Raw genomic sequence first — 12,794 nt, forward strand, 5'->3', positions numbered from 1 at the left:
GCTAATATCCCGTCCCTGTCTCTCTGGCAGCCGTGCGTCCGTCGAGTTCGGCCAGCAGGGCATCGAGCAGCCCCGAGGCGCCGAAGCGGAAGGTCTCCGGCCTTGCCCAGTCCGCCCCGAGGATCTCGTCGGCGAGGCCGAGATAGGTGGCCGCGTCGTCGAGCGTGCGGATGCCGCCGGCCGCCTTGAAGCCGACCTTTCCGCCTGTCTCGGCGATTACCGAAAGCATGATGCGGGCGGCCTCCGGCGTGGCGTTGACCGTCACCTTGCCGGTCGAGGTCTTGATGAAGTCGGCGCCGGCGCGGATAGCGATTCCGGACGCCGAACGTATCAGCGCCGGATCTTCCAGTTCGCCGGTTTCGAGGATGACCTTCAGTGTCGCGCCCCGTGTCGCACCTTGGGTCGCCGCGCGTACCCGCGCGACCTGCGCCTCCGCTTCGGCGGGATCGGTCGCGATGCGGCGATACGCTATCACCATGTCGATCTCGTCGGCGCCGTCGACCATCGCCCGGTCGGTCTCGTCGAGGATTGCGTCGATAGCGGACTCCCCATCGGGGAAGTTCACGACGGTCGCGATCCGCACCGGCGTCCCGGTGAGCAGGGGCCGTGCCTGGGCGACGAAGCGTGGCCAGATGCAGATTGCCGCCACGGGCCCGTGCGCGGTCGTCGCGCGCGCACACAAGGCCGCGACGTCCGCGGGCGTGCAGGTCGCATCGAGATTGGTGAGATCGAGACAGGCGAGGGCGCGCATCGCCACCGCCCTGCAGTCGACGATGTTCATCCGATCTCCCCGACGAGGCGCGTCAGCAACCGCGCGAGCTTGTCCCCGCCCTCGGGCGCCATCGCCTTCGTCTCTTCGTGCGACAGTTCGGCCCCGGTGATGCCGGCGGCCATGTTGGTGATGACCGAGAAGGCGAGCACCCGCATCCTCAGGAAACGGGCGAGGATCACCTCCGGAACGGTCGACATGCCGACGGCGTCGGCGCCGAGCACGCGCGCCATGCGGATCTCCGCCGGCGTCTCGAAGGTCGGACCGGAGAACCAGGCATAGACGCCGGAGGCGAGGCCGATGGCTTCGGCCTCGGCCGCACGTTCGGCGGCGGCGCGAAGGTCGGCGTCGTAGGCCATCGTCATGCCGACGAAACGGTCGTCTGTCGGCTCGCCGATCAGCGGATTGGCGCCGGCGAGATTGATGTGGTCGGTAATCATCATCACCGAGCCGGGCGGTGCCGTCGGATCGAGGCTGCCGGCGGAATTGGTGAGGATCAGCGTCTCGACCCCGATCGCCTGCAGCATCTCGAGCGGAAACCGCATCGCATCGGCGCGGCCCTCCTCGTAATAGTGGGCGCGGCCGGACAGGACGGCGACGGGCCTGCCGGCGAGCGTGCCGATGACGAGCGCGCCGGAATGGCCCGAAACCGTCGGCTCCGGGAACCCCGGCAACTCCGAGTAGGGGATCGAGGCGGCATCGGCGAGCGCGTCGACCAGCCCCCCGAGCCCCGAGCCGAGCACGATTCCGATCGTCGGCTGGTGCTGCGCCTTTTCAGCGATCAGCGATGTCGTCGTGTCCTTCATCGTCCCTCCGGTCCGAATGCGCGCGGCAGCAACTCGCCGAGCGTTACCGTTTCCACCACGCCCGTGGCATCGCACAGATGAATGCGGGTATCGGCCGTGCCGAATTCCCGGATCCGTTGCCGACAGCCGCCGCAGGGCGGGATGCATGCCACCTTCCCTGCGACGATGGCCACCTCGATGATCGCCCGCTCGCCGGCGCCCACCATCTGGGCGATCGCCGAGGTCTCGGCGCACCAGCCTTCCGGATACGAGGCATTCTCGACATTGCAGCCCGAATAGATCGCGCCGCCGGCCGACCGGATCGCCGCGCCGACGGGAAAGTTCGAATGCGGCGCGTAGGCCTTCGCCATCGCCGCCTTCGCGGCCTCGAACAAATCGTGCGGATCGCTCATCACCGCTCCTTCGCGTAACCCGCGCCGCCCTTCACCGGCGCCGAACATCCCGTCTTCACCTGCCCCGGTCCGGGTCGGGCGCCGCCAGGATCAGTGTCCAATAGGTCCCGTACTTGTCATCCGCCCGCGCCGCGCCGACGCCGATCTCGGTTGCCTGCGGCTCGAGCAGGTTCGACCGGTGGCCGGTCGACGTCTGCCAGCCCGCCAGCGCCGCGTCGAAGTCGTCGTAGCCGGCGCTGACATTCTCGACGGCGACGAGCCAGACGTAACCCGCCCCCTTGAGCCGCTTGTGCAGTGGGCCGATCAGGTCGTGGCCGAGCCGTCCGCGTCGCGCCATGGCCATTGCCTGCCGCTCGGCGATGGCGTTGAGGCGGCTGTTGGCGTTGACGGGGCCGCGTCCCTGTGCCGTCCGAAAGGCGGTGGTGGATGCGGCGGCGGCCCGCGTATTGACCGCAACGGGGCTGACGCCGCCGAAACCGCCGGGCCCGGCGCACGCTCCCACGAGTAGCGTCAGGCAGAGGATAACGGGAAATGCCGCCCGGGCGGAAATCGCCTTCACCGGGCGCCCCGCGGTGCGCGGCAGCGCCGCTGCGCGTCTGGATTCCGGCTGGTCACGTGCGGGGCTTCGGGTCTTTGGCGGTGGTGAGAAATTCGTTCGCCATGTCCACCTCTCTATCGAAAAACCGTCCGGCCAGATCGTGGGCATCCGTCTTGCCGGCCGGCGGGAGATTGGCACGGGCAGGGGGCGGTTGCACCCGCTTTGTGACGGCCGAAGGTCGATTTGTCCCGCGTCTTTCCAGCCATGTGGCTGATGTCGATCCCGACGGTCGGCTTCGCCCGCATTTGCCTTGGCGGTCGCGACCTGCTTAACAGGAAGGCCCAGCCACCCCGTTTCCCTGGAGGCCGTGATCCGCGCCGCAACGCCGAATGGAAATATCGTAATCCTCGGATACGGAACGATCGGCCAGTGCGTCCTGCCGTTGCTGATCGACCGCTTGAACCGGCCTGCATCCGATTTCACGATTATCGACCGGATCGATCCGCCGGGCATGCTGTCGCCCTTTCGCGAAAGCGGCCTCACCTATCGGAAACGGGCGGTCTCGGCGCAGAATTTCGCGGAAGTTCTCGCGGAAGCCACGGAACCGGGCGATCTCCTCCTCAATCTCACCATGGGCGTCGATTCCCTCGCCGTCGCCGACTGGTGCCACCACCATGGCGTCTCCTATGTCGATACGGCGCTGGAGCCATGGGAAGGCTTCGTCGAGGACTCCGATCTGCCCGCCGGCGAGCGCACGGAATACGCCCTGCACCAGCGTGCCCGGCTGCACGCGGAGAAGACCTGGCGGACCGATGGTCCGACGGCGATCATCACCCATGGTGCCAATCCCGGCCTCGTCAGCCACTTCGCCAAGGCGGCGCTGATCGAGATAGCCAAGGGTATGAAGCTCGATTTCGCCGCGCCGTCGACGCGGTGCGACTGGGCCCGGCTCGCCCAGCGGACCGGCACCAAGGTGATCCATATCTCCGAGCGCGACACTCAGGTCTCGGCCACGCCGAAGATGCCGGGAGAGTTCGTCAACACCTGGAGCATCCCCGGCTTCGTCGAAGAGGCGATGATGCCGGTCGAACTCGGCTGGGGCACCCATGAGCGCGCCTTGCCGGACGACGCCCTCGAGCACGCGGAAGGTCCCTGCAACACGATCTACATCGACCAGCCGGCGGCCCGCTTCCAGATGTACTCCTGGGTACCGACGTCGGGACAGATCCTGGGTCTCGCCCTGCCGCACAGCGAGAACGTGACGATCAGCGACTACCTGACGGTCGAGGCCGACGGCGAGCCGACCTACAGGCCGACCGTCGCCTTCGTCTATCTGCCGTGCGACGGCGCCTTCACCAGCCTGCACGAGACGATGATGGGCGGCTGGCAGGAACCCGAGGCCGAGCGCGTCATCAAGCGCGACGTCGTCGAGGGGCAGGACGAACTCGGCGTCCTGCTGCTCGGTCACGGCCTGAACGGGCTCTGGTACGGGTCGCAGCTCGATATCCACGAGGCGCGGCGCGTCGTGCCCCATTCCAACTCGACGGCGTTGCAGGTGGCGGCCGGCGTGGTCGCATCGTCGCTATGGGCGCTTGAGAACCCGAATGCCGGCTTCTGCGAGCCGGAAGACCTGCCGCACGATTTCGTGCTCGAGGCGGCACGGCCGTATCTCGGCCGCGTGGTCTGCGAGCGGACCGACTGGACGCCGGTCGATCAGCGCCCGTTCATCGATGCCCCGCCGGAGCCGAAGGATCCGTGGCAGTTCGCCAATTTCCGATCCGGCACCTGAGGGCGAACCGGGGTAGGCGGTCGCGCATCGCCCGCCACCACAAACAAAAACGGCGGGCTGATCGCCCGCCGTTCTCGTTCAGTCGTGTGAGGCCAGGCCTCAGTACCGGTAGTGGTCGGCCTTGTACGGCCCTTCCTGCGACACGCCGATGTAGCTGGCCTGCTCGGGGGTCAGCGTCGTGAGATTGACGCCGAGCTTGGCCAGATGCAGCGTGGCGACCTTCTCGTCCAGGTGCTTGGGCAGCACGTAGACCTTGTTCTCGTAGGCCGCGCCGTTGGTCCACAGCTCGATCTGCGCCAGCGTCTGGTTGGTGAACGAGGCGCTCATCACGAAGCTCGGGTGGCCGGTCGCGTTGCCGAGATTCACCAGGCGGCCCTCTGAGAGCAGGATCATCCGCTTGCCGTCGGGGAACTCGATCATGTCCACCTGCGGCTTCACGTTGGTCCACTTGTAGTTCTTCAGGCCGGCTACCTGGATCTCGTTATCGAAGTGACCGATGTTGCAGACGATGGCCATGTCCTTCATCGCCCGCATATGGTCCACCGTCAGCACGTCCTTGTTGCCGGTGGCGGTGACGAAGATGTCGGCATGGGGCACCGCTTCTTCCATGGTCTGCACGGCGAAGCCGTCCATTGCCGCCTGCAGCGCGCAGATCGGATCGATCTCGGTCACGACCACGCGCGCGCCGGCGCCGCTCAGCGACTGCGCCGAGCCCTTGCCGACGTCGCCGTAGCCGGCGACCAGCGCCACCTTGCCCGCCATCATCACGTCGGTCGCCCGGCGGATGCCGTCGACCAGGCTCTCGCGGCAGCCGTACTTGTTGTCGAACTTCGACTTGGTCACCGAGTCGTTGACGTTGATCGCCGGGAAGGGGAGGTCGCCCTTCTTCTGCATCTCGTAGAGACGCAGCACGCCGGTGGTGGTCTCCTCGCTGACGCCCTTGATCGAGGCCTTCACCTTGGCGAACCAGCCCGGGCTCGCGGCAAGCCGCTTCTTGAGCTGTGCCACCAGCGCCTCTTCCTCCTCGCTCGTCGGCGTCGGCATGGCCGAGGCGTCGGCCTCCACCTTGGCGCCGAGCAGGATGTACAGCGTCGCGTCGCCGCCGTCGTCGAGGATCATGTTGGCGACTTCGCCGTCCGGCCAATGGAAGATCCGGTCGATATAGTCCCAGTACTCGGTCAGGCTCTCGCCCTTCACCGCGAATACCGGCGTGCGCTTCGCCGCGATCGCCGCCGCCGCGTGGTCCTGCGTCGAGAAGATGTTGCACGAGGCCCAGCGCACCTCCGCGCCGAGCGCCTGCAGCGTTTCGATCAGCACCGCGGTCTGGATCGTCATGTGCAGCGCGCCGGAAATCCGTGCGCCCTTCAGCGGCTGCGAGGCACCGTACTCCTCGCGCGTCGCCATCAGGCCCGGCATCTCCGTCTCCGCAATCTCGATCTCCTTGCGGCCCCAGTCGGCCAGTCCAAGGTCCTTCACAACATAATCGCCAGACATCACCTGTCCTTTTCCATTTGAATTCGCATTACACGGAAGGGGCAGCCGAAGCGGCCGCCCCGTATTTAGATCGATCAGGCCGATGGCCTACGCGGCCGCCGAGCGGATGGCGTCGGCGAGATCCGTCGTTTCCCAGCTGAAGCCGCCGTCCGTTTCGGCCGGCCGGCCGAAATGGCCGTAGGCCGCGGTGCGCGCGTAGATCGGCTGATTGAGCTTGAGGTGCTCCCGGATGCCGCGCGGACGCAGGTTCAGGACCTGGCGCAGCACCGACCCGAGCTTGTCCTCGGCGACCTGTCCCGTCCCGTGCATGTCCACGTAGATCGCCAGCGGATCGGCCACGCCGATCGCGTAGGAGAGCTGGATCGTGCAGCGGTCCGCGAGGCCCGCGGCCACCACGTTCTTGGCGAGGTAGCGCGCGGCGTAGGCCGCCGACCGGTCGACCTTGGTCGGGTCCTTGCCGGAGAAGGCGCCGCCGCCGTGCGGGGCCGCGCCGCCGTAGGTGTCGACGATGATCTTGCGGCCGGTCAGCCCGCAGTCGCCATCCGGGCCACCGATCACGAACTTGCCCGTCGGGTTGATGTGCCAGTCGGTCTTGGCGGTCAGGAAGCCGTCGGGCAGCGCGCCGCGCACGTAGGGCTCGACGATGCCGCGGATGTCGTGCGAGGTCAGGCGGTCGTCGAGATGCTGGGTGGAGATGACCACTTGGGTGACCTCGACCGGCTTGCCGTCGACATAGCGCATGGTCAGCTGGCTCTTGGCGTCGGGGCCGAGCATGCCCGACTCGCCGGACTTGCGGCCGTCCGCCATGAGCTTGAGGATCTTGTGCGAATAGTAGATCGGCGCCGGCATCAGATCCGGCGTTTCCTTGCAGGCATAGCCGAACATGATGCCCTGGTCGCCGGCGCCTTCGTCCTTGTCGCTGCCGGCGTCGACACCCTGCGCGATATCCGCCGACTGCGAATGCAGCAGCACCTCGATATCGGCGTGTTCCCAGTGGAAGCCGTCCTGTTCATAGCCGATATCGCGGATCGCCATGCGGGCGCGATGGGCGATGAGCTCCTTGGAGATGGTCTTCGGACCGCGGGTCTCGCCGGCGATGACCACGCGGTTGGTCGTGGCCAGCGTCTCGCAGGCGACGCGCACCTGGCTCGGATCCCAGCCTTCGGCGAGGGCGATCCCGAAAAAGGTATCGACCACCTCGTCCGAAACGCGGTCGCAGACCTTGTCCGGATGACCTTCGGAGACGGATTCCGAGGTGAAGAGATAATCTTTCTGCATTGGGTGTTCCCCCTTTTCTGGGCAGACGGACTTAGGCTTGCCGTCGCGAGATCACATAGGTTTCGTCGTTGAACCACAGGCCGCCGTGCTTGCGCAGGACACCGGCGGTCGCATCGATGTAGCGGCCGTCCTTGACGACATCGCTCAAACGCTCGTCCTCGATCTGGGCCACGTAGATCGCCGCGTTCCAGGCCGCGAACAATGTCGAGGTGCCTATCGCCCCGGCAAGTTCGTTGGGCAGCGTGTGCATGTCGTAGCGGAACACCGACCGCGCGTCCGAATAGGCGTTGTACTTCAAATCCCGGTGCGTGGAACCGAGGATTTCTTTCGTCGCCTTGAGAATGTCGTGTCGGTCGTTCGTATAGGGCCGCTCTCCCGGCCAGACCGTCTGCACGATCTCGAGTCCCGGATCGTTGCCGTGGCTGTGGATACCCACGAGCCGGCCGCCGGGCCGGAGCGCGCGGGCCAGCGGGGCGACCACCTTGTTCGCCTTGAACTCGGCCGGCACGCGCAGGCGATAGGGCTGCGATGCGATGATCAGGTCGAAGTCGGCCGTCGCCATGCCCGGCTTCGGGATCACCGAGTCTAGCAGGAAACGATGGTCGCGGCGATAAATGACGAGCACCACCGGCCGCTCGTAGATCGGATTGCCGGTTTTCTCGCTGGTCTTGGCCTGCCAGTGCTCGGCGAGGAACGGCTGAAGTGCCGTGATCTGTTCCTCGAACTCGAAGGACGAAGAGCCGTCCAGCGCCACCTCGTGCCAGACCAGGCTGTTGGCCGCCGCCGGAGAGCGCACGCGCAGCCACGGCGCCTCCGAATAGTACATGTTGGTCAGCACCAGCACCGAGGCGGGGTGTTCGTGGAACCGGTCCGGCATCTTCTCCAGCGCCAGCCGGATGTCTTCGAGGCTGATCTCCTTGCCTGAGATGTAGTGCGGCATGGTCGGGAAGCGGGCGTGCATGGCCCGCATCAGACGGGTCAGCACCGTCCCGTCGCCGAGGCCCGCGTCGAACACGCGCACCGCCGGCGGCGCCGGGTGGATATGGGCAAGCTCCATCGCCACGCGGTTCGCGACCACCCACTTCTCCGAGCAGGTGTTCACGAACATCAGGTATTTCTGGCGATTGTCGAAGAAGCGGAAGTTCTTGCCCTCGCTTGGTTCGTGCGTCTCGGTGTCGCCCGAGGGGGCCGCTGTCAGCGATCCCTGCGCTGCGAGCGTCTCTTTCGGCACCATTGCGCCGTTCGGCCCGAGCACCGTTTCCTCGGCGTCGGCATTGCCGCTGTCGCGGCTGCCGTCTCGGTTCATGAAGTCTTGCAGGCGTTCAAGCGTATTGAGCGTGACGCTTTTGCCGTCGCGCAGTCTGGCGACGAGCTTGCCGTCGTTGACCGCCAGTCGACCAAACGTCGATTCCGCCATCCGATGGCGCTGGCAGTATTTGCCGATATCGGCGAGCAGCGCTTCGTGTCCGGACATGGCCGTTTCCTCCCGACACAGTTCTTGTTTGGCTGACACCAATTGCAACGCGGCTGGGCTTTCTTGTCAAAGTGAACGTTTCCCATGCAGATAATGGGAAATTTTCCGGAATGCAAGGCGGGGCGGCGCCCAGCTGGATGGGATTCGGCGCATTTCCGATGATGTTTTCGGGAGAATTCGGCGGTTTTTTGGAAATATGTCGCCGAAACGCGAGGGTCGGCGTTTCCTTCGGGCGCAACGCGCTCGTTTGGCGGCCCACGAAGCGGAAACGCTGTGGGACGGGTGTCATATAGCGTCGAGTGGGCTGTGGCCCACTCGATATCCGTTCCTAGACGACCGGGGGGCGAGCCGCGCCCATGTGCTTGAGCAGCCCGACGAAGGCGGCTAGACGGTCGCGCTGATAGGCGGCCACGTCCATATCGGAGTAATCGAGGAAGCCCTCGCGGGTCTTCAGACCGATGCGGCCGGCCTGCATGTTGTCCTCGACGATCTTCGGCGCCGTATAGCGATCGGTGCCGAGCGCTTCGCTCATGTAGCGATCGGCGTGATAGAGGATGTCGCCGCCGCCCCAGTCGATGAACTCGAGCACGCCGAGGACGGCGAACCGGAAGCCGAACCCGAAACGGGTCGCCTTGTCGATCTCCTCCGCGCTTGCCACGCCTTCCTCGACGAGCCGCGCCGCCTCGTTCATGCACAGTGCCTGCAGCCGCGGCACGATGAAGCCGGGGCTCGCCTTGCACACCACGGGCACCTTGCCGATGCCCTCCAGCAGGTCGACCAACCGCTGCGTGACGTCGTGGTCGGTCTTCGCCCCGGGCGAAATCTCCACCAGCGGTACCAGGAAGGCGGGATTGAGCCAGTGCGCGTTGAGAAAGCGCTCCGGCGGCGTGACGAAGCCCTGCAGCTCGTCGGACAGCATGGTCGAGGTCGTCGAGGCTATGATCGCATCGGCGCGCGTATGCGCCGACAGGAGCGCGAAGGCGTCTTGTTTGGCCTCGATCGTTTCCGGCACCCCCTCGAAAATCACGTCGGCCCGGGCGAGCGCGGCCGGGGCCTGATCGGCGATGGCGAAGGTCACCCGGGACAGGATCGGTTCGATGGCCTCCGCGCCTATCATGCCGATGCCGGCGAGCATGGTCAGCGTCTGCCTGATCTCGCCGAGCGCATCGTCGCGGACGCGGACCGCATCGGCGCCGTCGCGCGGCTTCAGGTCGACCAGCGTGACGGGGTGGCCGGCATAGGCGAAGACCACGGCGATGCCGCGGCCCATGCGGCCTGCGCCGGCGGCTGCAACCATCTCCCTGTCGGAACCGGCCATCACACGCCCTCCCGAAGCAGTCTCGTCATGCCGGCACGGTCGAGCCCGGCAAGACCGAGCCCTTCGAGGGTCCGTCCGTTGGCCCGGAAATCGTCGTCGCAGATGGCCGAGCCAATCGCCAGCAGCCCCGTTGCGGTCGGCGCCGGGACGCCGGCCCAGTCCGCGACCGAGACGAGGAAGGCGAGACCCTGCTGCACGTCCTCGCGCATGTAGCGGTGCTCGGTCAGCACGATGTGTTCGCGCCAGTCGCCGGAATCGACCAGTTGCTCGTGTCCCTTGCGCCCGTACATCCACTCGTCGCCATCGGTGGCGTAGTGGTCGGCGAGCGGGAAATGCGGCGCCTCGTAGCCGAGCGCCTCGCGGACGGCCACCCGTTCGGCGTCGAGCCGGTTGGTGACGCGGCGGACCGCCGGTTGGGTGCCCTCGTTGTGGATGTCCCAGTGATCGAAATGTTCGAGCGGTCCGGCATTCATAACGATCAGCGGCGGATGGATGACCGGGCCGGCGTTCATCAGGGCCCCGGACAGGCCGTCGCCGCAATCCTCGACGCTCGGATAGGCCTCGCGGATCAGCGCCAGCGCGCGATCCTTGTCCTCGAGCGGAAAGACCCCGGTCGGAAGCCGCGTCGCCCGCACGGTGATGGCGATGTCGCGCGGGCCGTGCTTGCGGGTCAGGTAGGGCAGGGTGCCGGTCTCCGCGAAGGCTACCTTCGCCGCGGAGCCTGCATCGCGGATCGCCTTCGCCATCAGGTAGCAGCCGAAGGTGCCCGGCGGCAGGAACACGACCTGCCCGTCCGAAAGGTGCGGCGCCATTGCCCGGGCGATATCGGTTTGCGCGAAGGCCGGCGCCGGGCAGACGATCAGGTCGGCGCCGGAGACCGCCTCGCCGATATCGGCGGTGACGACCGCGGTCGCGATCTCGCGCGTGCCCTTGAAGTCCTTCAGCGTCAGCCTGTTGCCGGCCGCGTTCAGGTCCTCGACGCCGGCCCTGTCGCGCCGCCAGAATCGAACGCGGTGACCCTGTTCGCTCAGATCCGCGGCCGCCGCATGCGATCCGTTACCGCCGCCCAGAACGGCTATTTCCATGGCTGTCAGCCTCCGGTTTACATTGTCGAGGGGATCAGAAGCGCGAGCGACGGCACCGCGATCAGCAGGGCGACGCGGACGATGTCGACGGCGATGAAGGGAACGACGCCCTTGAATATCGTGCCGGTCGGCACCTCGGGCACGATCGATTTGAGCACGAACACGTTCAGGCCAACCGGCGGCGTGATCAGACTGATCTCGATGGCGACGACGACGAAGATGCCGAACCAGATCGGATCGATGCCGAGTCCGACGACGACCGGAAAGAACACCGGCACCGTCAACAGCATCATCGAGATCGATTCCAGCACCGCGCCCAGAACCAGGTAGATGAGCAGGATCACGATGATGACGGCGGTCGGATGCGCGCCGAGCGCCGTGATCCAGTCGCGAAGGTCGTTCGGCATGCCGGCGAGGTTGACGAAATTGGAGAACAGAAGCGCGCCGAACAGGACCAGGAACAGCATCGCCGTCATCCGCGCCGTCTCGACCAGGATCTCGTAGAGCGTCGCCCAGGTCAGGCGCCGCCGCAGGGCGGCCAGCAGGAACGCCCCGAAGGCGCCGATGCCTGCGGCTTCGGTCGCGGTGAAGATGCCAAGATAGATGCCACCCATGACGCAGGCGAACAGGCCGAGTACGCCGATGACGCCTTTGGTGGCGCGCACGCGTTCCAGGAACGGCAGGGCCTCGATGTCGTGCTGGTGTTCGGCGCGAATGAGAAGCGACAGGCGCACCGCGATCAGATAGCCGAGCACCCCGACGAGGCCCGGCAGGATGCCCGCGAGGAACAGCTTGCCTATGTCCTGCTGCGTGATGACGCCGTAGAGAACAAGCACGATAGACGGCGGGATCAGAATGCCGAGCGTGCCGCCGGCGGCGATCGAGCCGGTGGCGAGCGTGTCGGAGTAACCGTAGCGGCGCATCGAGGGCATCGAAACCCGCGCCATCGTCGCCGCCGTCGCCAGCGATGAGCCGCACACCGAGGAAAAGCCGCCGCACGCGACCACGGTGGCCATCGCGAGACCGCCGCGATAGTGGCGCAGCCACGCATTCGCGGCCGCATACATGTCGTCGGCGAGCCCGGCCTTGAGCACGAAGTTGCCCATTAGCACGAACAGCGGCATCACCGACAGGGTGTAGCTCATGCCGTTGTCGTAGAAGACCTGCCCGAGCAGGGCCATGGCCGGCGCCAGGCCGATCTTGACGACGATGCCGACGAAGGCCACCAGCGTCATCGAGAAGGCGATTGGAATGCCCCCGGCGATCAGGACGAGCAGGACGACAATGCCGACGATCCAGTCAATCATCTCGTACCTGCCGGGCCGTTAGAGCAAACGCGAGGGGGCGGCGCGAAGCCGGCGCCAGTGCTCTGCGGCGACGACGAGCTGCGCCAGCGCCGCTAGGGTGGTGAAGCCTGCCATCGTGTAGCCGATCGGGCCCTTGGGGACGCGCAGGAAGATCGTGACGTCGCCATAGGAGGCCAGCTGTGCAGCGTGCATCATCAGGCGCCAGGCGACCAGCACCAGGACGCCCGAACAGATGATGGAGACGATCACCGCGTGTATCTCGCGGCCGCGGCTGGAGAAGCGCTCGGTAACCAGCGACACGGCGATGTTCTCTTCGTGCAGGCAGACGAGCGGCAGCGCGATGAAGATTATCATGCCGAGCATGATCTCGGTGATCTCGAAGGCGCCGGGCAGAGGCCGCGAAAGCAGGTAGCGGCCGAACACGTCGATGGTCGTGACCATCATCATCGCCATCAGCAGGACGGCGACCAGCACGCCGAGCGTCAGCTCGGCGAACCGCAGGGCGCGACTGCGCCCCGCGGTGATATCGTGGGTCCTTGCCATC

The 12,794-nt window shown here is 66.5% G+C and carries 12 protein-coding genes; 1 reads left to right on the forward strand and 11 read right to left on the reverse strand.

The features are described 5' to 3' along the window. Window position 1: 1 nt before the first annotated feature. The 4 genes from deoC to MUB46_RS16190 are packed head-to-tail and all read right to left on the reverse strand — an operon-like array spanning window position 2 to window position 2,526. Window positions 2-781: a deoxyribose-phosphate aldolase gene (gene deoC / locus MUB46_RS16175; protein ID WP_261616966.1), complete on the reverse strand. Its 780-nt coding sequence runs from the start codon at window positions 779-781 to the stop codon at window positions 2-4. Then, window positions 778-1,575 (reverse strand): purine-nucleoside phosphorylase, encoded by a 798-nt coding sequence (locus MUB46_RS16180; protein WP_261616967.1) that lies wholly within the window; start codon window positions 1,573-1,575, stop codon window positions 778-780. The genes deoC and MUB46_RS16180 overlap by 4 nt, the downstream gene beginning before the upstream one ends. Continuing rightward, window positions 1,572-1,967 carry a cytidine deaminase gene (cdd, locus tag MUB46_RS16185; protein ID WP_261617127.1) on the reverse strand — a complete coding sequence of 132 codons (396 nt, stop codon included), beginning with the start codon at window positions 1,965-1,967 and terminating at the stop codon, window positions 1,572-1,574. Before cdd ends, MUB46_RS16180 begins: the two co-directional genes overlap by 4 nt. Window positions 1,968-2,022: 55 nt before the next feature. Beyond that, the gene (locus MUB46_RS16190) at window positions 2,023-2,526 is read right to left on the reverse strand and encodes a CAP domain-containing protein (RefSeq protein ID WP_261616968.1); all 504 of its coding nucleotides are present in this window, start codon (window positions 2,524-2,526) and stop codon (window positions 2,023-2,025) included. A gap of 346 nt (window positions 2,527-2,872) precedes the next feature. Between MUB46_RS16190 and MUB46_RS16195 the strand changes: the two genes are divergently transcribed. After that, entirely contained in the window at window positions 2,873-4,294 is a 1,422-nt protein-coding gene (locus tag MUB46_RS16195; RefSeq protein WP_261616969.1) for a saccharopine dehydrogenase C-terminal domain-containing protein, read from the forward strand. Between the two features lie 99 nt (window positions 4,295-4,393). Here the strand turns inward: MUB46_RS16195 and ahcY are convergent, their stop codons facing one another. From ahcY to MUB46_RS16230, 7 genes are all read right to left on the reverse strand, one after another. Then, window positions 4,394-5,788 (reverse strand): adenosylhomocysteinase, encoded by a 1,395-nt coding sequence (ahcY, locus tag MUB46_RS16200; protein WP_261616970.1) that lies wholly within the window; start codon window positions 5,786-5,788, stop codon window positions 4,394-4,396. Window positions 5,789-5,875: 87 nt separating this feature from the next. After that, complete coding sequence (gene metK, locus MUB46_RS16205) at window positions 5,876-7,066, reverse strand: methionine adenosyltransferase (protein WP_261616971.1); 1,191 nt, start codon at window positions 7,064-7,066, stop codon at window positions 5,876-5,878. A 31-nt stretch (window positions 7,067-7,097) separates the two neighbouring features. Further along, window positions 7,098-8,540 carry a hypothetical protein gene (locus MUB46_RS16210; RefSeq protein WP_261616972.1) on the reverse strand — a complete coding sequence of 481 codons (1,443 nt, stop codon included), beginning with the start codon at window positions 8,538-8,540 and terminating at the stop codon, window positions 7,098-7,100. A 328-nt stretch (window positions 8,541-8,868) separates the two neighbouring features. After that, a complete protein-coding gene (locus MUB46_RS16215) occupies window positions 8,869-9,858 on the reverse strand; it encodes a 3-hydroxybutyryl-CoA dehydrogenase (protein ID WP_261616973.1) in 990 nt (329 codons plus the stop codon). Beyond that, a complete protein-coding gene (locus tag MUB46_RS16220) occupies window positions 9,858-10,943 on the reverse strand; it encodes an NAD/NADP-dependent octopine/nopaline dehydrogenase family protein (protein WP_261616974.1) in 1,086 nt (361 codons plus the stop codon). Before MUB46_RS16220 ends, MUB46_RS16215 begins: the two co-directional genes overlap by 1 nt. A 17-nt stretch (window positions 10,944-10,960) precedes the next feature. Continuing rightward, on the reverse strand, window positions 10,961-12,250 hold the full coding sequence (locus tag MUB46_RS16225) for a TRAP transporter large permease (protein WP_261616975.1): 1,290 nt from the start codon (window positions 12,248-12,250) through the stop codon (window positions 10,961-10,963). A gap of 18 nt (window positions 12,251-12,268) precedes the next feature. Continuing rightward, entirely contained in the window at window positions 12,269-12,793 is a 525-nt protein-coding gene (locus MUB46_RS16230) for a TRAP transporter small permease (protein WP_261616976.1), read from the reverse strand. Window position 12,794: the final 1 nt, after the last annotated feature.

Source organism: Microbaculum marinisediminis, from assembly GCF_025397915.1.
Taxonomy (GTDB): Bacteria; Pseudomonadota; Alphaproteobacteria; order Rhizobiales; family Tepidamorphaceae; genus Microbaculum; species Microbaculum marinisediminis.